At 59.1% G+C, this 20,825-nt stretch carries 18 protein-coding genes; 5 read left to right on the top strand and 13 right to left on the bottom strand.

Annotated features, from left to right (window positions below; translation table 11 throughout):
* Nucleotides 1-5 precede the first annotated feature (5 nt).
* The 3 genes from GVL50_RS12790 to coxB form a co-directional block, all read right to left on the bottom strand.
* Entirely contained in the window at nt 6-557 is a 552-nt protein-coding gene (locus GVL50_RS12790) for a cytochrome c oxidase assembly protein (protein ID WP_053125438.1), read from the bottom strand.
* A 288-nt stretch (nt 558-845) separates the two neighbouring features.
* A complete protein-coding gene (gene ctaD, locus GVL50_RS12785) occupies nt 846-2,432 on the bottom strand; it encodes a cytochrome c oxidase subunit I (protein WP_159813359.1) in 1,587 nt (528 codons plus the stop codon).
* An 82-nt stretch (nt 2,433-2,514) separates the two neighbouring features.
* Nucleotides 2,515-3,642, bottom strand: a complete 1,128-nt coding sequence (gene coxB, locus GVL50_RS12780; RefSeq protein WP_159813357.1) for a cytochrome c oxidase subunit II — start codon at nt 3,640-3,642, stop codon at nt 2,515-2,517.
* Nucleotides 3,643-4,011: 369 nt separating this feature from the next.
* Here coxB and GVL50_RS12775 point away from each other — a divergent pair, with 369 nt between their 5' ends.
* Entirely contained in the window at nt 4,012-4,662 is a 651-nt protein-coding gene (locus tag GVL50_RS12775; RefSeq protein ID WP_053125446.1) for a hypothetical protein, read from the top strand.
* A 139-nt stretch (nt 4,663-4,801) separates the two neighbouring features.
* Here the strand turns inward: GVL50_RS12775 and GVL50_RS12770 are convergent, their stop codons facing one another.
* The 3 genes from GVL50_RS12770 to GVL50_RS12760 form a co-directional block, all read right to left on the bottom strand.
* On the bottom strand, nt 4,802-6,328 hold the full coding sequence (locus GVL50_RS12770; RefSeq protein ID WP_159813355.1) for a SulP family inorganic anion transporter: 1,527 nt from the start codon (nt 6,326-6,328) through the stop codon (nt 4,802-4,804).
* Between the two features lie 90 nt (nt 6,329-6,418).
* On the bottom strand, nt 6,419-7,147 hold the full coding sequence (locus GVL50_RS12765; protein ID WP_053116387.1) for a carbonic anhydrase: 729 nt from the start codon (nt 7,145-7,147) through the stop codon (nt 6,419-6,421).
* Between the two features lie 237 nt (nt 7,148-7,384).
* Complete coding sequence (locus tag GVL50_RS12760; RefSeq protein ID WP_159813353.1) at nt 7,385-8,443, bottom strand: PA0069 family radical SAM protein; 1,059 nt, start codon at nt 8,441-8,443, stop codon at nt 7,385-7,387.
* A gap of 222 nt (nt 8,444-8,665) precedes the next feature.
* On the opposite strand from GVL50_RS12760, the gene GVL50_RS12755 reads away from it, so the two are divergent.
* The gene (locus GVL50_RS12755) at nt 8,666-8,968 is read left to right on the top strand and encodes a hypothetical protein (RefSeq protein ID WP_159813351.1); all 303 of its coding nucleotides are present in this window, start codon (nt 8,666-8,668) and stop codon (nt 8,966-8,968) included.
* A gap of 72 nt (nt 8,969-9,040) precedes the next feature.
* Here GVL50_RS12755 and GVL50_RS12750 read toward each other — a convergent pair whose 3' ends face one another.
* The 3 genes from GVL50_RS12750 to GVL50_RS12740 are packed head-to-tail and all read right to left on the bottom strand — an operon-like array spanning nt 9,041 to nt 12,879.
* Nucleotides 9,041-10,321, bottom strand: a complete 1,281-nt coding sequence (locus GVL50_RS12750; protein WP_159813349.1) for a cytochrome c — start codon at nt 10,319-10,321, stop codon at nt 9,041-9,043.
* A gap of 12 nt (nt 10,322-10,333) precedes the next feature.
* On the bottom strand, nt 10,334-12,118 hold the full coding sequence (locus tag GVL50_RS12745) for a GMC family oxidoreductase (RefSeq protein WP_159813347.1): 1,785 nt from the start codon (nt 12,116-12,118) through the stop codon (nt 10,334-10,336).
* Nucleotides 12,119-12,120: 2 nt separating this feature from the next.
* Nucleotides 12,121-12,879 (bottom strand): gluconate 2-dehydrogenase subunit 3 family protein, encoded by a 759-nt coding sequence (locus GVL50_RS12740; protein ID WP_159813345.1) that lies wholly within the window; start codon nt 12,877-12,879, stop codon nt 12,121-12,123.
* A 309-nt stretch (nt 12,880-13,188) separates the two neighbouring features.
* Here GVL50_RS12740 and GVL50_RS12735 point away from each other — a divergent pair, with 309 nt between their 5' ends.
* Nucleotides 13,189-13,833 carry a dual specificity protein phosphatase family protein gene (locus tag GVL50_RS12735; RefSeq protein ID WP_159813343.1) on the top strand — a complete coding sequence of 215 codons (645 nt, stop codon included), beginning with the start codon at nt 13,189-13,191 and terminating at the stop codon, nt 13,831-13,833.
* On the opposite strand, the gene GVL50_RS12730 is transcribed toward GVL50_RS12735, so the two are convergent.
* The 3 genes from GVL50_RS12730 to prlC form a co-directional block, all read right to left on the bottom strand.
* Nucleotides 13,820-15,868, bottom strand: coding sequence for a M3 family metallopeptidase (locus GVL50_RS12730; RefSeq protein WP_159813341.1), 2,049 nt, complete (start codon nt 15,866-15,868; stop codon nt 13,820-13,822). The two genes, GVL50_RS12735 and GVL50_RS12730, sit on opposite strands and share 14 nt — an antisense overlap.
* 112 nt (nt 15,869-15,980) lie before the next feature.
* The gene (locus GVL50_RS12725) at nt 15,981-16,274 is read right to left on the bottom strand and encodes a YheV family putative zinc ribbon protein (RefSeq protein WP_053116396.1); all 294 of its coding nucleotides are present in this window, start codon (nt 16,272-16,274) and stop codon (nt 15,981-15,983) included.
* Nucleotides 16,271-18,322: an oligopeptidase A gene (prlC, locus tag GVL50_RS12720; protein WP_159813339.1), complete on the bottom strand. Its 2,052-nt coding sequence runs from the start codon at nt 18,320-18,322 to the stop codon at nt 16,271-16,273. Before prlC ends, GVL50_RS12725 begins: the two co-directional genes overlap by 4 nt.
* Before the next feature lie 88 nt (nt 18,323-18,410).
* Here prlC and GVL50_RS12715 point away from each other — a divergent pair, with 88 nt between their 5' ends.
* Entirely contained in the window at nt 18,411-18,956 is a 546-nt protein-coding gene (locus tag GVL50_RS12715) for a gamma carbonic anhydrase family protein (RefSeq protein WP_159813337.1), read from the top strand.
* 29 nt (nt 18,957-18,985) lie between these two features.
* Nucleotides 18,986-19,636, top strand: a complete 651-nt coding sequence (locus GVL50_RS12710) for an HAD family hydrolase (protein WP_159813335.1) — start codon at nt 18,986-18,988, stop codon at nt 19,634-19,636.
* 101 nt (nt 19,637-19,737) lie between these two features.
* On the opposite strand, the gene GVL50_RS12705 is transcribed toward GVL50_RS12710, so the two are convergent.
* Nucleotides 19,738-20,814 (bottom strand): aminopeptidase, encoded by a 1,077-nt coding sequence (locus GVL50_RS12705; RefSeq protein WP_159813333.1) that lies wholly within the window; start codon nt 20,812-20,814, stop codon nt 19,738-19,740.
* Between the last annotated feature and the right edge of the window lie 11 nt (nt 20,815-20,825).

The following is a 20,825-nucleotide window of genomic DNA, read 5'->3' as shown; positions in this document are numbered from 1 at the left end:
CACGCTCAACCGCCAGTGTTTACAGCCACCGGTGGATGTCGGGCGGTGATATCGAACAGCGTGTAGGACAGCGTCAGGTGCTTCACATCCTTGGGCATGTCGCGGTCAACAATGAAACGCACCGGCATCTCGATCTGCTGACCGGGCTGCAGCACTTGCTGGGTAAAGCAAAAGCATTCGGTCTTGTGGAAATACGCCGCCGCGTTGCTCGGCGCGATGCTCGGCACGGCTTGCGCGCTCATCGGTTTGTCGGTGGGGTTGCGCGCGATGAAGATCATTTCGTTGACTGCGCCGGGGTTAGCGGTGAGTTCGTCATGCTTGGGGTAAAAGTCCCACGGCATGTCGACGTTGTTGGTCGACAGAAACTGCACGCGCACCTGGCGCGAAGTGTCGACCACTTGCTCACCCTCGTACTGCCCACCGGTCTTGCCGTTGATGCCGAAGGCTTTGCACATCACGTCGTAGATCGGCACCAGGGCAAAACCGAACACGAACATCGCCACCACCACGCCGAGCAGGCGGGTGACGAGCTTCTTCATCGAGATCGAATCAGCCATGGCTTCCACCCCTTATCGGTGATGCCTTTGTGGCGAGGGGATTTATCCCCGTTGGGTTGCGCAGCAGCCCTGAATCCAGCGCACACGGTTTGCCTGATAAATCTCGGTTGCAGATTTTGGGGCTGCTGCGCAGCCCAACGGGGATAAATCCCCTCGCCACAAAGGATCTGTGTACTGCCCAATAAGAGTTGTGAACATCCATAGGGGATCTGTGTGCATCCAGAGAAGATTTGTAAGCATCCACAGGGGATCTGTGCCTTTGCACCAATTTCACAAAAGGCTGGATATTCATTTCACTTCCGGCGGTGTGGTGAAGGTGTGATACGGCGCCGGTGACGGCACGCTCCACTCCAGACCTTCCGCGCCATCCCAAGGTTTGGCCGGTGCTGGCGGGCCGCCGTGAATGGTTTTGATCACGATGAACAGGAAGAAAATCTGCGTCGCACCGAACATGAACGCGCCGATCGACGAGACCATGTTGAAGTCGGCGAATTGCAGGTTGTAGTCCGGAATCCGTCGCGGCATCCCCGCCAGCCCGACGAAGTGCATCGGGAAGAAGGTCAGGTTCATGCCGACAAACGATAGCCAGAAATGCAGTTTGCCGAGGGTTTCGTCGTACATGTGGCCGGTCCATTTCGGCAGCCAGTAATAGGTCGACGCGAAGATCCCGAAGATCGCCCCCGGCACCAGCACGTAGTGGAAGTGCGCGACGACAAAGTAGGTGTCCTGATACTGGAAGTCCGCCGGGGCGATGGCCAGCATCAGCCCGGAGAAACCGCCGATGGAGAACAGGATCACGAACGCCACGGCAAACAGCATCGGCGTCTCGAAGGTCAGCGAGCCTTGCCACATGGTGCTCGCCCAGTTGAACACCTTCACCCCGGTCGGCACCGCGATCAGCAGCGTCGCATACATGAAGAACAGCTCACCCACCAACGGAATGCCGACCACGAACATGTGGTGCGCCCAGACGATGAACGACAGAAACGCGATACTCGCAGTCGCATAAACCATCGAGGTGTAGCCAAACAGCGGCTTGCGCGAGAAGGTCGGGATGATCGAGCTGACGGCGCCGAAGGCCGGCAGGATCATGATGTACACCTCGGGGTGCCCGAAGAACCAGAACACATGCTGGAACAACACCGGATCACCGCCACCGGCGGCACTGAAGAAACTGGTGCCGAAGTGAATGTCCATCAGCATCATCGTCACGCACCCGGCCAGTACCGGCATCACCGCGATCAGCAGGAACGCGGTGATCAGCCAGGTCCAGACGAACAGCGGCATTTTCATCAGCGTCATGCCGGGGGCGCGCAGGTTGAGAATGGTCGCGATCACGTTGATCGCGCCCATGATCGAGCTGATGCCCATCAAGTGGATGGCGAAGATGAAGAAGGTCACGCTTTCCGGCGCGTACGTCGTCGACAGCGGCGCGTAGAACGTCCAGCCGAAGTTCGGCCCGCCACCGGGGGTGAACAGGGTCGATACCAGGATCAGGAACGCCGCCGGCAACAGCCAGAAACTGAAGTTGTTCATCCGGGGCAGGGCCATGTCCGGCGCGCCGATCATCAACGGGATCATCCAGTTGGCGAGACCGACGAAGGCCGGCATCACCGCACCGAAGACCATCACCAGACCGTGCATGGTGGTCATCTGGTTGAAGAACGCCGGCTCGACGATTTGCAGCCCCGGCTGGAACAGTTCGGCGCGAATCACCATCGCGAACGTACCGCCGAGCAAAAACATGCAGAACGCAAACCACAGGTACAGTGTGCCGATGTCCTTGTGGTTGGTGGTCAGCACCCAGCGCATCAGGCCTTTGGCGGGGCCGTGGGCGTGGTCGGCATGACCATGGTCATCGATTACAGCGCTCATGGCCGGTCTCCTTTACGTGAGTGGGCGGGGCGGGCCGGGGCGCGCTGCCCCGGCCGGTTCACGAAGTACGCGATAGACCGGCTCATTTGCTTTCCGCCTGTTTCAGCTCCAGCACTTCTTTTGGCGTGACCATGTCGCCCTTGTTGTTGCCCCAGGCGTTACGTTCGTAGGTCACGACCGCTGCGATATCGACTTCCGACAGCTGCTTGCCGAACGCCGCCATGGCGGTGCCGGGCTTGCCGTGGAAGACGATGCTCAAGTGGCCTTCTTTCGGTCCGGTGGCGATTTTCGAGCTCTTAAGCGCCGGGAACATTGGCGGCAGGCCCTGACCTTCGGCCTGGTGACAGGCCACGCAAGTGGTGTGATAAATCTTGTCGCCGCGCTCTTTGAGTTCGTCGAGTGTCCACTCCTTGCTGGTCAGCTCTTTAAGCTGCGCGGCTTCGGCTTTGCGCTCAGCGAGCCACTTGTCGTAGTCGGCCTTCTCCTTGACCTCAACCACGATCGGCATGAAGCCGTGATCCTTGCCACACAGTTCGGCGCACTGGCCACGGTAGATGCCGGGCTTGTCGATGCGCGTCCACGCTTCGTTGACGAACCCCGGGATCGCATCGCGTTTGACCGCGAAGGCCGGCACCCACCACGAGTGGATAACGTCGGCGGAGGTCACGAGGAAGCGCACCTTGGCCCCGGTCGGCAGCACCAACGGCTTGTCGACCTCGAGCAAGTAGTGCTCGCCCTTGGCTTCCTTGTTGTGGATTTGCTCGGCGGGGGTGGCCAGGTTGCTGAAGAACTCGACGTCCTGACCCAGGTATTTGTAGTGCCACTTCCACTGATAACCGGTGATCTGGATATCGATATCCGGCTCACTGGTGTCGTACATCTTGATCAGGGTGGCGGTCGCCGGCACGGCCATCGCTACCAGAATCAGGAACGGCACGACGGTCCAGAGAATTTCGACGGTGGTGCTTTCGTGGAATTTTGCGGCGACCTGCCCGGTAGAACGGCGGTGCACCATCATCGACCAGAACATGGCGCCGAAGACGATGATCCCGATCACCACACAGATCCAGAAAATGGTCATGTGCAGGTCGAATACTGCGTGACTGATTTCAGTCGCTCCAGGCGCCATATTCACAGTCCATGCGGCGTGTGCCGGACTGAAAATCGACCACAACAGGAGGCCCATCCAGACGTGTGGATGTCGCATCATTGCGGGTTCCCCTTATCGTTCTTGTTATCCCGCCGGCTTTCGCCTGCGGCAAGGGAGCGGCTGCATCAGACTACGAACTTGAATCGCCGGGCCTTGCTGCGGGTGCAGTCGGGCGTCATCAGCTAACTCCATTCACTGGCGAGTATAGTCAGCGGCTGAGAATTGCAACGTGGCGAGGTAAATGATCTGAAACAGCTGGAACTTGCGTTCAAGGGCACGAATGGAGAAGGATGCAGACGAGTGGTGGCAAATCGATATAACGCAGCTGCATCAAGGATGAAATAATTATGACAAATGCGTCTTAGCAATTTTCGTAAGCCAGCTAACTTATGTCTTCCCTAATTCATTGCCTTGTTCCCTGGAGTTTTCATGAACACCGCCGCATTGCGCGAGCAGATCCAAACAGCCCAACAGCACGAGAAAGACACCGGCCTGCTGACCCGTCAGCTGGAAAGCAAGCTGCCTCATTTACACCCGGCCATTCAATTGCCGGAAGCCGACGCCCAAGGCGTGCTGACGCGTTTTGTCGCCGCCTACATCGATGAAGTGCCAGACCTGCTGGATGCAGCCAATGAAGTCGCCAGGGAAGCGGGAATCGAATCGCAGATCAAACCGGTGCTGAAAATCGCCGAGCAGTATTTCCTCCAGCCACCCGCCATCATGGCCGGGCATGTTGGCCTGGATAGCCTGCTGGATGAAGCCTATCTGGCGCACCGTTTTGTCGAAGAGGTCAACGACCTGTACATCAAGCATTTCGGCCAGCCACTGATCCCCTTGGACATGACGGTCGCCAACTTGATTGCTCACCAATTGATCGGTGAGGAATTTGCCAACCAACTGGACGAAGCGGTGCATCACGCGATCGACGAGATGCTCAACGACGAAAGTTTTGCGCTGGAATCGGTAGAAGCCTACCGCGAAAAACTCAGCAGCCCGGACACCGGCGCCGCGTGGAAACGCTGGCCATGCATGAGCCGCCGATTGGGCGTAGGCCTGGAACTCGACCAGCCCGCCGCCTGATTTGAAGCCTTGTGCAAATTTCAATGTGGGAGGGGCTTGCTCCCGAAGGCAGTGTGTCAGTCACTAACAATGTCGACTGATCCACCGCTTTCGGGAGCAAGCCCCCTCCCACAGGTTTTGTGTTCGCAACAGGGAGTTTTTAGCCGGCCGCGCCGATGCCTGTTGTTGTGCGAATCCGTCCTTCAAGCCGTCGCTTCAACCCGCGCGACTCGATCAACAGCTTCGACCCCTTCGCCGCATTCGCCCGGCCCCATTCCTCCAGCAACTCCAGACACGAATGGTCGATGTAGCTCAAATTATTGAGCGGCACATGCACCGTCACGCCTGCCGGAACACTGTTGAGCACCTGGGTCAGCGCCGGTACCTTCAGGAACGTCGCCGCACCGATCAAGCGCAATTCCATCTCCCCGTCCTGCGGCAGATCGATCAGGCTGATCTTCAAGCGCGACGCCTTGAACGCCAGCTTCAACAACGTCAGACCGAAACCCAGCAGCACACCGGTCAGCAGGTCGGTGAAGATGATCGCCAGCGCCGTCGCCGCATAGGTAAACATCGGCATCCGCCCATATCGACTCAGACCGCGAAAGGCTTTCAGGTCGACCAGTTTGAAACCGGTATACACCAGCACACCAGCCAGACTCGCCACCGGAATGCTTTGCAGCACACTCGACAGCAACAGCACGAACGCCAGCAGCCACAAGCCATGGAAAATCGTCGAATAACGCGTGGTCGCCCCGGCCTGGACGTTGGCCGAACTGCGCACGATCACCCCGGTCATCGGCAGCGCGCCGACCAGTCCGCAGAGCATATTGCCTACACCCTGCGCCGACAGTTCACGGTCGAAATCAGATCGCACGCCACTGTGCATGCGATCCACCGCAGCAGCGGACAACAGAGTTTCGGCGCTGGCAATAAACGCTACGGCGAACGCCGCGATCAACAACGTCGGATCAGCCAGACTGAGCAGATCTGTCGGCTTCAACCAGTCGATGGCTTCCGCGAGATTCGCCGGCACCTCAACGCGTTTCACCTGCAAGGCCAGCATCAGGCTAGCGCCCGTCGCCAGACCCACGCCAAGCAGCGCCCCGGGAATAAACCTTAGCGAATGCGGACGGAATTTTTCCCACAACCACATCACCGCAATCGTCGACAGCCCGAGCAACCCCGCCTGCCAGCCGAACGACGGCACGGCCTGCGCCACCGCCGCCGGGAATGCGGCGAGGTTATCCAGCCCGGAAGGTTTCGGTGACGCATCGAGCATCACGTGCACCTGTGAGAGCACGATCAATACGCCGATCCCGGCGAGCATGCCGTAGACCACCGCTGGCGCCGTCACCCGGAACCAGCAACCGAGCTTCAAGCGTCCGGCCACCAGTTGCAGAAAACCGGCGAGCAGCAGAATCGGCCCGAGCATCTCGATGCCGTGCTGGCGCACCAGTTCAAAGACCAACACCGCCAGCCCCGCCGCCGGCCCACTGACCTGCAACGGCGAACCCGCCAGCCAACCGACCACCAAACCACCGATGATCCCGGTGATCAAACCCTTTGCCGGCGGCAACCCTGACGCAATCGCAATGCCCATGCACAGCGGCAGAGCGACCAGAAACACAACCACGGAAGCGAGCAGCTCCCGTGGCAACACCGCTTTCAATTGAGCCGCACGCATGGCGATTCTCCCGACGTTTTCTTCAGGCATGGCAAGGCCGGGTCGCTGAATCAGCGACCGGCGTCAAACCACACAGATGTTTTGGAAGATTTAGAAGCGCGCTTTGGGCGTCGCCACCGGAATCGGATGGCTGCCGTCGAGCGGCAGGAAGCGTCCCTGATCCGCGTCGTAAGCTTTGATTTCGCTGGTTTCGATGTCGTAAACCCAGCCATGGATGAACAGATGACCGTTCGCCATGCGCGAGGCTACCGAAGGATGGGTACGCAAGTGCTGCAGTTGGGCGATGACGTTTTCCTCGGTGAGGATCGGCATGCTTTCTTTTTCGTCGGCGCAGTTACAGTTTTCATGCACCATGGTTTTCGCGACTTCAGCGTGGCGCAGCCAGGCTTTGACCGTTGGCATTTTTTCCAGGCTGTCCGGGTTGAGCACTGCACGCATGGCGCCGCAATCGGAGTGGCCGCAGATGATGATGTGCTGCACGCCGAGTGCCAGTACGGCGTATTCGATCGCGGTGGAAACGCCGCCGTTCATTTGGCCGTAAGGCGGAACCACGTTGCCGACGTTACGGGTCACGAACAGATCGCCGGGCGAGCTGTGCGTGATCAGCTCGGGGACGATGCGCGAGTCGGCGCAGGTGATGAACATCGCTTTCGGCGCCTGGGCCGTGGCGAGTTTCTTGAAGAGTTCTTCCTGCTGCGGAAAAATCTCATGATGAAAATGCAAAAAGCCATCTACGATCTGGCGCAGCGCTGCATCGGCAGATTCCGCTTCTGGGGACGGCGCCGACGCAGCCAGCGGCTGTTTATCCTTATCACTCATGATTCATCCTCTTAGGCGGATTCAGGGAATCTTCCCCGGTATTCCGGTATGAAGCCAGTGGCTGTTTAAACTTTTCCGGTCATCCCGACCGGTCAGTCACTCGATGAACAAGGTAGCCGCCGAAACTTAACTCAAACTGAATCAAACGCTCTAGAACGTGTGTTCCAGGTCACAAAAAACGTGACTGACAGTTTTCGACGGAAGGACTCCAACCCCTCAACCCAGCGTCAATTGTCGCTAAATCAACGACATCTGGCGACCCGGCGGACAGAAGGCTGTGCAATCAAGGTTATAGCCTTCGCGATGATTGAGGCCAAGCCGTTTAATCGCTTTGGCAAAACGTTGTGCGAGCAGGTCGGCAAACGGCCCTTCGCCACGCATGCGGGCACCGAAACGGCTGTCGTAAAGCTCGCCGCCACGGCTCTGGCGGATCAGGCTCAGCACATGGGTAGCGCGTTGCGGGTAGTGCGCGGCGAGCCATTCTTCGAACAGCGGCGCCACTTCCAGCGGCAGGCGCAACATCATGTAAGCGGCACTTTGCGCATCGGCGGCGTGCGCCTCATTGAGCAGGTTTTCGATTTCGCTGTCGTTGATCATCGGAATCATCGGCGAGCACAACACGCCGACCGGAATTCCTGCTTCGCGCATGACCCGGATCGCCCGCAACCGCGCTTTCGGCGCAGCGGCGCGAGGTTCGAGAATGCGTTTGAGTTCATCGTCCAGCGTGGTCAGGCTGATCATCACCGCCACCAGCCGCTGCTGCGCCAATTCAGTCAGCAGATCGAGATCGCGAAGAATCAGCGAACCCTTGGTGACGATGGTCACCGGATGCCGGTAGCGCAGCAGCACTTCGAGGATCTGCCGGGTGATTTTGTGTTCGCGTTCGATCGGCTGATACGGATCGGTGTTGGAGCCCAGATTGATCGGCGCACATTGATAACCGCGTTTGCTCAACTGTTCTTCCAGCACTTGCGCGGCGTTGGTCTTGGCGATCAGCCGAGTTTCGAAATCCAGTCCCGGCGACATATCCCAATAGGCGTGACTGGGCCGTGCGTAGCAATAAATACAGCCGTGTTCGCAGCCTCGGTAGGGATTGATCGAGCGATCGAAGGGCAGGTCGGGCGATGTGTTACGAGTGATGATGGTTTTCGCGGTTTCGATCATCACCTCGGTGTTCTGTGTTTCGGGCACTTCCTGATACCAGCCATCGTCCTCAGCTACCGAACGGCTCGGCGCGAAGCGGTTGTGCGGGTTGGTCGCGGTGCCGCGGCCGCGTGGGGGCAGGGCGATGGACATCAGTCGGATCCTTTTTTCTGTATATCCATACAGTAATCGCATTCGCCGGTTTTTGGCCACTACCGTTTGGCTGGCCGGCAAGAAATGCTGCGCTTCGGCTATTGCCGACAATTAGTAAGTTGTTATTTGCAAACTAGCGAAACAACTATCGGCTGGTTATTCGGTTCTTGAATTTGTAGTCTTTGGTTGTGTTCAAAACTTATTAAATAAAAGGATTTAGTTATGTCGTTTTTCAATGCTCGCGGTGTTTTTCTGCAACTGATGCAACCTGGCCCTTCGGAGCCTAATACACTGGTTTCCATGCAACTGGCACGCAAGGAATTGGCGTGGGATGCGCAAACTTCGACCGAAAGCGAATTGCTGGTTGATTCGATCATGGTCACCGCAACCTCTAAAGACGGGGGCAAGACCTTCACCATCGGGCGTCTCAATCAAGATGTGGATCGCGACGGTGTGATTGGCGATGCAGACAAAGCCAAACTGGCGGCGCTCGCAAAAGCCTATGCAAGTATCATCAATCCGTAACTAAGATAGTTTTCATATTTATAAAAAACCCCCTGCTTGATTGCTCAAGCAGGGGTTTTTAGTGTCGGCTCATCAACGAGTGTCGATGGTGGCCTGGCTTAAATCACCTTTGCGCAACTTGGCGACTTCATCGGCATTAACGGCCGAGCCTTTATTACCCCAACTCCCACGAATAAAACTCACCACGTCTGCCACTTCCTGATCCGACAAACGCCAGGCGAAACCCGGCATGGTGAAAGTAGAAGGCGCGGTGTGCGTCGCGGGCAGGGTGCCGCCCTTGAGCACGATGTGAATCAGCGAGGTCGGATCTTCCGATTGCAGCACCGGATTGCCCGCCAGTGCCGGGAACACACGCGTATAACCGTGGCCGTCAGTGCGGTGGCAGGCCGCGCAGTTGTCGATGTACACCGAAGCACCGCGCTGGCTGTCGTCGCCATTCCACAAGGCTTTGGCGACTTTCTCTTCGTACTGATGCGGCTGATCGGCAGGATCATTGGCCGGCAGCGACTTGAGATAGCGAGCGATGGCGGTCAGGTCGGCGTCGGTCATGTATTGCATGCTGTGGGTGACCACGTCGCTCATGCCGCCGAACACCGCGCTGCGATCACTGCGACCGGTTTTGAGGAATTGCACCAGTTGCTCTTCGCTCCAGCCGCCGAGGCCATCCTTGTGATCGCCGCGCAGGCTCTTGGCGATCCAGCCTTCCAGCGGCGCACTGCCGGCGAGGAAGTTGCTGCCATCGGCTGCGCTCAAGGATTTTTCCTGCATGGTCAGCGCCCGTGGCGTGTGACAGGCACCGCAATGGCCGAGGCCCTCAACCAGATACGCGCCACGGTCGATCACCGGGTCGATACTTGTTGCTTGGTAGTCCTCGACCTTCGGCGCAAACATCCAGCGCCAGCCCATCAGCGGCCAGCGCATGCTCAACGGCCACGGAATGTCGCTGGCCTTGTTCTCTTGCGCGACCGGTTCTACGCCGTGCATAAAGTACGCGTACAGCGCCTGCATGTCGGTTTCGCTGACACGCGCATAGGACGGATACGGCATCGCCGGGTACAAGGTACTGCCGTTTTTGGCGACGCCATGGCGCACGGCCTGATCGAAGTCTTCGAAGCTGTATTCACCGACGCCGGTTTTATCCGGGGTGATGTTGGTCGAGTAGATCGTGCCGATCGGCGTTTCCATCGGCAGACCACCGGCGAACGGCTTGCCGCCCTTGGCCGTGTGGCAAGCCACGCAGTCACCGGCGCGGGCGAGGTATTCGCCTTGTTTGATCAAGGCTTGATCAACCTCAGTCGCATGGATCGAGGCGCTGCCGAGCAGGGCCAGGGTCGCGATAACGAAATTCTTCATGGTCATCGCTCCTTAAGCCTGAACCAGCGGGCCGGGGTTTTTCAGGTACTGCTCGCGGATCGCTTTTGCCGACCAGTAGGTCAGTGCAGCCACCAGTCCGGTCGGGTTGTAGCCCAGGCCTTGCGGGAACGCCGAGGCGCCCGGAACGAAGACGTTATGTACGTCCCAACTCTGCAAGTAGCGGTTCAGCGCGCTCTTCTTCGGGTCGGTGCCCATGATCGCGCCGCCGTTGAGGTGGGTGGTCTGGTACGCGGCGGTGTTGAAGTGATCACCGACCTGTTTGCCGATCACCGCAATGGCTTTCGGGCCCATCGCTTCGGCGACCTTGCCCATTTTCTCGACCATGAAGCGGTTCATCTTGATGTCGTTTTCCTGCCAGTCGAAGGTCATGCGCAGCAGCGGTAAACCGTAGGCATCGCGGTACACCGGGTCGAGATCGAGGTAGTTGCCACGGTAGGACTGATGCGCGCCGTGGGCGTCCATCGACACTTGGTGGGTGTAGTAATCGGCGGTCGCACGTTTCCACGCACTGCCCCAGGCCGGCGTGCCCGGCGGGTTCGAGGTGCCGGCGATCGGTCGGCTGCCGGCCTGGTTGACCCACATCGGCGAGCCGCCGACGAAGCCGTGCGGGCCGTGGTCGAAGTTGTCGGCGTTGAAGTCGTCCAGCGCCACGCCATTGCCGCCAGCGCCGATGAAGTTGTTGGTGTGGGTGTCCTTGTCAAAGAACGCCTTGATGGTCGCCATGTTCTGGTAGGCGAAGTTACGCCCGACCACGCCTTCGCCGGTCTTCGGGTCGTACGGTTTGCCGATGCCGGACAGCAGCAGCAAACGCACGTTGTGCAACTGGAACGCGCCGAGGATCACCAGATCCGCCGGTTGCTCCATTTCGCGACCCTGTGCGTCGATGTAAGTGACGCCGGTGGCTTTGCTCTTGGTGCTGTCGAGGTTGATCCGCAGCACGTGAGCGTTGGCGCGCAACTCGAAATTCGGCAGCGGCTTCAGCGCCGGCAAAATGTTCACGTTCGGCGACGCCTTGGAGTACATGTAGCAAACATAGCCGCTGCAAAAACCGCAGAAGTTGCACGGGCCCATCTGCGCGCCGTAAGGGTTGGTGTAAGGCCCCGACGTATTCGCGGACGGCAGGTTGTAGGGTTTGTAACCGACTTCTGTAGCCGCTTTGCCGAACAGCTGTGCGGAAACCGTATTCTTCTGCGCTTCCAACGGGAACGGGTTGGAGCGATCCGGCGCGTAGGGGTTGCCGCCCTTGCCCTGACCGACCAGTTGGCCTTTCACCGTCCAGGCCTGGCCTGAGGTGCCAAAGACTTTTTCGGCGTAATCGAAGAACGGCTCCAGCTCTTCGTAGCTGACGCCGAAGTCCTGGATGGTCATGTCCTTGGGGATAAAGCTTTTGCCGTAGCGCTCTTCGTAATGGCTGCGCATGCGCAACTCGATCGGATCGACCCGGAAGTGCACGCCCGACCAGTGCAGGCCGGCGCCGCCAACACCGTTGCCCGGCAGGAACGCGCCCAACTGGCGGTTCGGCAGGGCGATGTCGTTGACGCTGTGGCGGATGGTGACGGTTTCTTTGGAGATGTCCTGAAAGAGTTTTTTCCGCACGCTGTAGGTGAGTTCGTCGATCACCTGTGGATAGTTGCCGTCGGGGTAAGTGTCCTGCATCGGCCCGCGCTCCAGCGCCAGCACATTGAGATCCGCTTCGGTCAGCTCCTTGGCCATGATCGCGCCAGTCCAGCCGAAGCCGATGATGACTGCGTCTACTTTCTTCAATACCGTTGCCATGCTTACGCCCTCTCGCCGCGAATCGATACTGCCGGGAAGGGGTACTGCTCATTGCGTTCCACCCAATCCATGAAATCGGCGCGGGCGCCGGGGAAACCGATCATCGTCCAGCCAACCATGCCTTTATTGCCACCGTGGATCGGGTCGCAGAAGAAGCCTTCCTTGGTGTTTTGCAGCAGCAGGTTGAAGAAAATCTTCGCCGGAACCGCATCGAACTGCGGCTTGCCGGCTTCGAGTTGCTTGAGCAAATCTTCTCGGGTAGCGCTGTCTTGGTCGGCAAATACTTTACCGTTGAGGGATTTTGCCCACTGATCCGTGGCGGCGATGCCGAGGCGATAGATTTCTTTCGGCACCAGTTTGCTCTGCCAGCCCATTTCCGGCGCAGCTTCGGCATTGAACGGGCCTTGCATGTACCAAAGGGCACCGGCGGCGTACGGCGTGTTCATTTGACGGTCGATGTATTCCGGCACACCGGCTTCAAGCGCGCCCGGGCCCTGGGCATCGTTGGGGATCAACTGCGCGACGGCGGCATTGATGAATGCCCATTCTTCGGCGGTGAAATAGCTCGGTTGATACACCTCGGCGTCAGCGCGAGCGGCTGGCGCGGCCGGTGCAGCGGGCGCCGCTTCAGGCGCCGCTTCAGGCGCGGCTTGCAGGACGCTGCTGCCCAGGCCGGTGCCGGCAAGGGTCACGACCGGGATCAGGGTCAGGGATTTGCGCAAAAACTCACGCCGCGGGTTGTCTCGATCTTGATCAGACATGGAAGGTGTACCTCATCAGGCATCAATGGTGGTCAGCTGTTTCTGCGAACGGCTTGAGGATTTTTCGTCGCGACGTGGCCGGTGGAAGACCCGGAGGAGGGAAAGCGTCTGCAACATCATGTGACAAATGGTAGCAGGCTAAGCATCGGGATGAACCGATTCAGTGAAAAAAAGCCCGGATTTCTTGGATGAAATCGATGAAACAACGCGGATTCACGTTTCTTTGACAAACGCCTCACGGGGCTTTGACCGCCCAACGACGAAGCTGCGGCTCCTATTCCTGAAGAATTCCGACACGGTCACCTCAGCATGTCCCCAGTGCGTTTGTTTCCTGTTTTGTGTTTATCGCTTGTAGCGCTGTTGCAGTGGATGCCTACTCCGGCTGACGCCGCCACCCCGGTTCGCCCGACTGAATGGGCGCAACCGGTTGAAGTGCAATACAACCTGTTTCAGATGTCACCGACCCTCTACCGCAGTGCCTTGCCCGATAGTGGCGCGGTGCCGTTGCTGAAAAATCTCAAAGTCGCCACGGTGATTACCTTTTTGCCGGAATCCGACCAGAACTGGCTGTCGGACTCCGACATCAATCAGGTGCAACTGCCTTACCGCACCAACCACGTCGACGACGCTGACGTGCTGAAAACCCTGCGCGCCATTCAAGCTGCCGAAGCCAACGGCCCAGTGTTGCTGCACTGCAAACACGGCTCCGACCGCACCGGATTGATGGCGGCGATGTACCGTGTGGTTGTGCAAGGCTGGAGCAAAGAAGACGCGCTGAGCGAAATGACCCAAGGCGGATTCGGCGAGAGTGGGCATTTCCGCGACAGCGTGCGCTACGTGATGCAGGCCGATGCTGACAAGCTGCGCACCGCGCTGGCCAATGGTGATTGCAGCACCAGCGCGTTCGCCACGTGCTCGATGAAGAGCTGGTTTCAGTCGGTCAATTTGAAGTAACAGTGGTTGGATCGGGCGCGGTTTCAAACAACTCCGCGCTGACGGGGCGCCCGAGAAATTTTTCCAGAGCACTCAGCAACGTCGGCGAGTCGCCGGAAAAAAATGCCTCGCGAAACGCCCGGCCGGTTTGCGGGTTGAACACGCCGTCGTGCTCGAAGCGTTTGAACGCCTCGGTCGCCAGCACGCCTGACCATTTATAGGCGTACACCGAAGCTTCATAACCGGTGACCAAATAGTCGAAGCTGTTGGCAAACCGGCAGTAGTCCGGCATTTGCAGTTCGGCAAACTGGCGCTGCACCCCATCGAACACCTGCGAAATGCTGCGGCCGTCGCTGTGGCGGTGGTGCAACTCGAAATCGAACAAAGCGCCCATCAGCAACATCCCGGTTGCTCGACTGGATTGCGCGCTCAAAGCCGTGAGCGCGGTGTTCACGCGCGCTTCAGACAGCCGCTCTCCGGTTTGATGATGCGCCGCCAGCCACAAGATAAATTCTCGCGACAAACACCATTGCTCAAATAACTGCCCGGCGAATTCTGCGGTGTCGCGTGGGAACTGGGAAATGCCCGACAGGTTGTGATGCGGCGAGCGCGTCAGCACGTGTTGCAGGCAATGCCCGAATTCATGGAACAGCACCCGCAAATCCTGATGCGACAGCAGGCACGGGTGTTCGGGCGTGGGGGCGGTGAAGTTACTGGACAGCACGGCGATCGGCGTCGACGCCCGACCTTCGGCATCGATTCGCCGATTGCGCACCGTGCCCGTCCAGGCATAGTCCGCAGCGTGTTTGCCCGCGTAAGGGTCGAGGTAGATATGCCCGATGACTTGGCCATGTTCGCTGACTTCATACAAGCGGACATGCTCATGCCAGCGATCAAACGTGCGCTGCTCGTGAATCGTGATGCCGAACAAATGTTCGCTGAACCGGCATAACCGCTGCACGGTTGCGTCCAGCGGGAAATACTGCCGCAAGCCTTGCAGCGCGCCGTCCAGTTGCTGCACGCGTAACCGTTCGGCGAGGAATTCCTGATCCCAGGCCTGAATGGTTCCAAAGCCCTGCTGATCGGCGAACGCCTGCAGCGTTTTCGACTCTTGCTCCATCAGCGGTTTGGCTTGTGCGACTTGTCGCTGCAGGAAGGCGCTGACTTGTGCGGTGGAGGTGACCATCCGATCGTTGAGGCGCAGTTGCGCGAAGTTATCGAAGCCGAGAATTTCGGCTTTCTCATGCCGCAACATCAGCAGCAAACTCAGCACCGGCTCGTTATCGAACTGATCCGCCTGCGGGCCTTGATCGGATGCGCGGGTCGTCCAGGCAATGAAATATTCCTCGCGCAAAGTGCGGTCGCGCGCATACGTCATGATTTGGTGGCAGGTGTTTTGATCCAGCGTGAGTAGCCAGCCGTCGAGCCCGGCCTGTCTGGCCTTGAGTGCCAGTTGCGCCTGGCTGTGCGGGCTCAGACCGTCGAGCCGCGCGGCGTCGGTGATGTGTTTTGTCCATGCAGCGTTGGCGAGATCGATCTGGCTGGCGAACAGCTGTTCGAGCAGGCCGATGACGCGATTTAAACGGGCGAGTTTCTCCTGTTGCGCCGCCGGTAACTCAACCCCGGACAAGCGCAACCTGCGCAGGATTTTGGCCAGTGACGCTTTGCGTGAAGCATCGAAATGAACGGCGACCGCACTGTCTTCCAAGCGTTGAAACGTACGGAACAACGGCACGCTCGCCAACGTGTCAGTCCGGTATTGCCCGGCGATCTGGCTGCACTGCGCGCTGGCTTTTTCCCACGCGCTATCGGCGGATTTGCCCATCGAAAGGTATTCGATCACCGCCATGGCTTCAGCCAATGTGGCATCAGCTTCATCGACGGCGAGGATCAGATCGTCCCAGTTCGGCTGCTCGGTCTGGCTAGCGATTACTTGTTCAATGATCAGTTGGTTGTTGGCCACAATCGTTGTGATCGCAGGCAGCAGATGTTCAGCGCGCACGCTCGACCACGGCGGCAGCGTCCAGCGTTGTAATAGCGGATTGGAGTCAGGCATGGCGTCTTCCTTGAGGATGGCTGAAAGAGCCAGCCTAATCAGGAAGCGCGGGGGAAGGGCGGTACATAGTTACCACCTTTCACCGCCAAAACGGTGAAAGGTGGGTGACACGTCAGTGTTGCTCGTCAGGCTTTTTCTTCAGCTTCGGGTTGGGGAAAAACTGTACGGCTTGCACGGTTTTGTCCGGCGCAGGTTTGCTGATAGCGCTGGTGTTGACCCGCGTGCCCAGTTCTTTCGGCACCGACAACCCTTGCTCGTTGAGCGTGTCGGAGTAACCGCAAGCCACACATTCGCGGTGCGGCACGCTGTCTTCGTTCCACATCATCAACTTGTCCGGCTCGCTGCACGCCGGGCAGACCGCCCCGGCGATAAAGCGTTTTTTGGTAATCACAGGCCCCTCACTCATGCTGCCGCGTCCTCACTCAGGCCGCTGTGGCGCAACAGTGCGTCAATCGACGGCTCACGGCCACGGAAGTCGACGAACAGCACCATCGGTGCCTGCGAACCGCCGCGCGCCAGAATCGCTTCGCGGAAGGCGCGACCGGTTTCTGCGTTGAGTACGCCGTCTTCTTCGAATTTCGAGAAGGCATCCGCCGACAGCACTTCAGCCCACTTGTAGCTGTAGTAACCCGCCGCGTAACCGCCGGCGAAGATGTGCGCGAAGCTGTTCGGGAAGCGGTTGTAGGCTGGCGGACGCATCACCGACACCTCGTCGCGGATACCTTCGAGTACCTGCGCAACGCTGCGGCCGTCGCCGTGGGTGGCGTGCAGTTCGAAGTCGAACAGCGAGAACTCCAGTTGACGCACCATCATCAGGCCGGACTGGAAGTTCTTCGCCGCGAGCATTTTTTCCAGCAGATCCTGCGGCAGCGGCTCGCCGCTTTCGTAGTGAGCGGAAATCAGCGCGAGGCCTTCCGGCTCCCAGCACCAGTTTTCCATGAACTGACTTGGCAGCTCGACCGCGTCCCACGCCACACCGTTGATCCCGGAAACACCGGCGTGATCAACGCGGGTCAGCAGGTGATGCAGGCCATGACCGAATTCGTGGAACAGCGTAGTCACTTCATCGTGGGTCAGCAGCGCAGGCTTGCCGCTGTCAGCCGGAGTGAAGTTGCACACCAGATTGGCCACCGGGCTTTGCAGCACGCCGTCGATGGTGCGGCGACGATCGCGGGCGCCGTCCATCCATGCACCGCCACGCTTGTTGGCGCGGGCGTAGAGGTCGAAGAAGAAGCGGCCGACGTGCTGGCCGTTTTCCTTGATCTCGAACAGGCGAACGTCCGGGTGCCAGGTGTCAAAGCCTTTCTGTTCGGCGATTTCGATGCCGTACAGGCGCTGAACAATGGCGAACAGACCGCCCAGGACTTTATCGATCGGGAAGTAGGCGCGCAGGGTTTCCTGAGCAACGCTGTAGCGTTGTTCGCGAAGTTTTTCACCGTAGAAACCGCTGTCCCAGCTTTGCAGATCGGCGCAGCCCTGTTCGGCGGCGTAAGCGCGCAGCTGTTGCAGATCTTGTGCGGCGAACGGTTTACTGCGCTTGGCCAGATCGCGCAGGAAGCTCAGTACCTGATCGCTGGATTCAGCCATTTTCGTGGCCAGGCTCAGTTCGGAGAAGCTGGCGAAACCCAGCAGCCTGGCCAGTTCCTGACGCAGGTCGAGGATCTCTTCCATCACCGGGCCATTATCGTTCTGGCCGGCGTTCGGGCCTTGATCCGAGGCGCGAGTGCAGTAGGCGGCGTAGACTTCTTCACGCAGCGCACGGTCTTGCGCGTAGGTCATCACCGCGTAGTAGCTCGGGAATTCCAGGGTGATCAGCCAGCCGTCGAGGCCTTTGGCGTGAGCGGCGGCGGCCATTTGCGCCTTGGCCGAATCGGTCAGGCCGGCGAGCGCGGCTTCGTCGCTGACGTGCTTGGTCCACGCCTGAGTGGCGTCGAGCAGTTGGTTGGAGAAGCGGCTGCCCAGCTCGGACAGTTTGCTCTGCACTTCGGCGTAGCGTTTCTGTTCGGCTTCCGGCAGGTCGATACCCGACAGACGGAAGTCACGCAGAGCGTGTTCCAGAATAGTCTTCTGCGCCACGTCGAAACCGGCGGCTTCCGGGCTGTTGGCCAGCGCTTCAAACGCCTGGAACAGCTCGCGGTTCTGGCCCATCTCGGTGGAGTAGGCGCTCAAGGCCGGCAGGCACGACTCGTAGGCTTCACGCAATTCCGCGCTGTTGCACACGGCGTTAAGGTGGCTGACCGGACTCCAGGCAGCGCCGAGGCGATCATTGAGTTCGTCCATCGCCAGTACAAGCCCGGCCCAGGTTGGATTCTGAACCTGAGTCTTGAGGATTTCGGCGATGGCGGCGCGGTTGTCGGCCAGGATGGTTTCAATGGCTGGCAGGACGTGTTCGGCACGGATCGTGGAGAACGGTGGCAGGTCGTAGGACTGCAGCAGAGGGTTGTTCACGCTCACGGTTGGCACCTTGGCTGGGGAAACATTGCCCCATCTTAATTACAATCGGCATTCACCGCAGCTATCGGCGACAGAGAGAGAAATTATCGTGTCCGTTCGCAAGTACCAGAATCACACCCCCAGCCTGAGCAAAGGCGCGTTTGTCGACCGCTCGGCGGTGGTGATCGGCGATGTGGAAATTGGCGAAGACAGCTCGGTCTGGCCGCTGACCGTGATCCGTGGAGACATGCACCGCATCCGCATCGGTGCGCGCACCAGTGTGCAGGACGGCTGCGTGTTGCACATCACCCACGCCGGCCCGTTCAACCCTGACGGCTTTCCGCTGCTGATCGGCGACGACGTGACCATCGCCCACAAAGTCATGCTGCACGGCTGCAGCGTCGGCTGCCGCGTGCTGATCGGCATGGGCAGCATCGTCATGGACGGCGCAGTGGTTGAAGATGACGTGATCATCGGCGCCGGCAGTCTGGTGCCGCCGGGCAAACGTCTGGAAAGTGGCTTCCTTTATGTCGGTAGCCCGGTAAAACAGATTCGCCCGCTGAGCGACAAGGAACGCGCCTTCTTCACCTACAGCGCGGCCAATTACGTGAAACTCAAGGATCTGCATCTGGCCGAAGGCTACGACACACTCTGAATCGAATTGGCGACTGCCCAGGAATTCCCATGCATTACCAAACCGTACTGTTCGACCTCGATGGCACCCTCACCGACCCGCGTGAAGGCATCACCCGTTCCATTCAGTTTGCCTTGGCCAAACTTGGCATCGATGAGCCGGATCTGACCAAGCTCGAACACTTCATCGGCCCGCCGCTGTTGCAGGCGTTCATGCAGTTCTACGATTTTGATGAAGCTAAAGCGTGGGAGGCGGTGAATTTCTATCGCGAGCGCTTCAAGGTCACCGGTCTGTATGAGAACCGCGTGTTTGATGGCGTTACGCCGTTGCTGGAAACCCTCAGTGGCCAAGGCCGGCAGCTGTATATCGCGACGTCGAAACCGTGGATATTCGCCCGCGAGATCGCCCGGCACTTTGATTTCGCCCGGCACTTCAAAGTGATTTACGGCAGCGAACTGGATGGCACCCGCACCAATAAGGTTGAGCTGATTGCGCATCTGGTGAAGGAAGAAGGGCTGGATCCAGCGAATACGCTGATGATCGGCGACCGTAAGCACGACCTGATTGGCGCACGCAGCAATGGGCTGGACGCGGCGGCGGTCGGTTATGGATTTGGCAGTTTTGAAGAGCTGAATGCCGAAGCGCCGGCTTATCACTTTGAAACGCTGGATGAGTTGCATCAGGCATTCCTGCGGCGCTGATCAGTCAGTCTTCGCGAGCAAGCCCGCTTCCCACATTTGGAATGCATTCCCCCTGTGGGAGCGGGCTTGCTCGCGAAAGGGCCGGCCTAGCCAATGCAAAATCAGGATTGCGCCAATGCCTTGAGCGCCGCCTTACGCTCCGCCACCGGCAACCTACCCAACCGCTCAACCTCGGCATAAAACCTCAGCCAATCTCCCCCGACCTGTTTGAACAACGCCGAAAACGCCGGCACCCACTGGTCGTACAGTCCAAACGGCAACAACCGCGCATTGTTCAGTGGCGCGTTCACCCAGGCGTCATAGCGTTTATCCCCAACCCACTGGCTATCGCGCATCACACGATAATCCCGACGAAACTGTTCGAACTCAGCCGCTTTACGTTCGCGCATTTGCTCAGCCGGCAATGGCTGTGCGTACAGCTTCTCCAGCCGTGATCGCACATCCAGCACCAGCTCAATGAATTGATCCCGCTGCTGCAACCGCGAGTCGGTATCCGCCGGCAACCCGCGAAACGCGCGCCATTGCCGCGTGCCTTCCTGTTCGACGAACGTGGCGAAAGACTCGTTGAACTCGGTGTCGTCTTTCACATAAAAGCGCTGATGCGCCAGTTCATGAAAGATCAGCGTGGCCAGGCGTTCGTCGCCCCAGCCCATCATCGTGTTGATGATCGGATCGTTGAACCAACCCAGCGTCGAGTAGGCCTCGACGCCGCCAATCGACACGTCCATGCCCTGCAACCGCTGGATCGCCGCCTCGCCCCGTGCCGCGCCTTGGCTGTAATAGCCGCGATAAGCCACACACCCGGCAATCGGAAAGCAATGGTTCTGCGGCGTCAGGGAAAACTCCTGAGTGGCGAACACATTCCACACCACGAACGGCCGGCCAATGTCGGCGTACAGGCGATAGCTTTGGTTGTCGGGCAAGTGCAGATGTTCGCTGGCGAAGGCACGAGCCTTTTGCGATTGGCTCAGGTGTGCGCGCAACTTCGCATCGCGGCCCGGGTCGGCAATCACCTCGGCCACTGGCTCGCGCGCCCGCAGCAGTTGCAGCTGACCGCTGGCTAACTGGCTGTAATAGCTGACGCTGGCGCAACCGTTGAGCAACAAAAACATCACACCCGGAAACAAAATCCGAAAAACGCGATCAAGTAACCCATGGCTTGCAAACGGCCTGATCACAATAAGAAATC

The sequence above is a fragment of the Pseudomonas sp. 18058 genome (genome assembly GCF_902706155.1).
Lineage (GTDB): Bacteria > Pseudomonadota > Gammaproteobacteria > Pseudomonadales > Pseudomonadaceae > Aquipseudomonas > Aquipseudomonas rustica.
This window is presented reverse-complemented; position numbering and strand designations above follow the sequence as displayed.

What these genes read in the sequence shown, in the direction of transcription:
- GVL50_RS12790 (WP_053125438.1), bottom strand. Translation starts at nt 557, where the DNA reads ATGGCTGATTCGATCTCGATGAAGAAGCTCGTCACCCGCCTGCTCGGC.
- ctaD (WP_159813359.1), bottom strand. Translation starts at nt 2,432, where the DNA reads ATGAGCGCTGTAATCGATGACCATGGTCATGCCGACCACGCCCACGGC.
- coxB (WP_159813357.1), bottom strand. Translation starts at nt 3,642, where the DNA reads ATGATGCGACATCCACACGTCTGGATGGGCCTCCTGTTGTGGTCGATT.
- GVL50_RS12775 (WP_053125446.1), top strand. Translation starts at nt 4,012, where the DNA reads ATGAACACCGCCGCATTGCGCGAGCAGATCCAAACAGCCCAACAGCAC.
- GVL50_RS12770 (WP_159813355.1), bottom strand. Translation starts at nt 6,328, where the DNA reads ATGCGTGCGGCTCAATTGAAAGCGGTGTTGCCACGGGAGCTGCTCGCT.
- GVL50_RS12765 (WP_053116387.1), bottom strand. Translation starts at nt 7,147, where the DNA reads ATGAGTGATAAGGATAAACAGCCGCTGGCTGCGTCGGCGCCGTCCCCA.
- GVL50_RS12760 (WP_159813353.1), bottom strand. Translation starts at nt 8,443, where the DNA reads ATGTCCATCGCCCTGCCCCCACGCGGCCGCGGCACCGCGACCAACCCG.
- GVL50_RS12755 (WP_159813351.1), top strand. Translation starts at nt 8,666, where the DNA reads ATGTCGTTTTTCAATGCTCGCGGTGTTTTTCTGCAACTGATGCAACCT.
- GVL50_RS12750 (WP_159813349.1), bottom strand. Translation starts at nt 10,321, where the DNA reads ATGAAGAATTTCGTTATCGCGACCCTGGCCCTGCTCGGCAGCGCCTCG.
- GVL50_RS12745 (WP_159813347.1), bottom strand. Translation starts at nt 12,118, where the DNA reads ATGGCAACGGTATTGAAGAAAGTAGACGCAGTCATCATCGGCTTCGGC.
- GVL50_RS12740 (WP_159813345.1), bottom strand. Translation starts at nt 12,879, where the DNA reads ATGTCTGATCAAGATCGAGACAACCCGCGGCGTGAGTTTTTGCGCAAA.
- GVL50_RS12735 (WP_159813343.1), top strand. Translation starts at nt 13,189, where the DNA reads ATGTCCCCAGTGCGTTTGTTTCCTGTTTTGTGTTTATCGCTTGTAGCG.
- GVL50_RS12730 (WP_159813341.1), bottom strand. Translation starts at nt 15,868, where the DNA reads ATGCCTGACTCCAATCCGCTATTACAACGCTGGACGCTGCCGCCGTGG.
- GVL50_RS12725 (WP_053116396.1), bottom strand. Translation starts at nt 16,274, where the DNA reads ATGAGTGAGGGGCCTGTGATTACCAAAAAACGCTTTATCGCCGGGGCG.
- GVL50_RS12710 (WP_159813335.1), top strand. Translation starts at nt 18,986, where the DNA reads ATGCATTACCAAACCGTACTGTTCGACCTCGATGGCACCCTCACCGAC.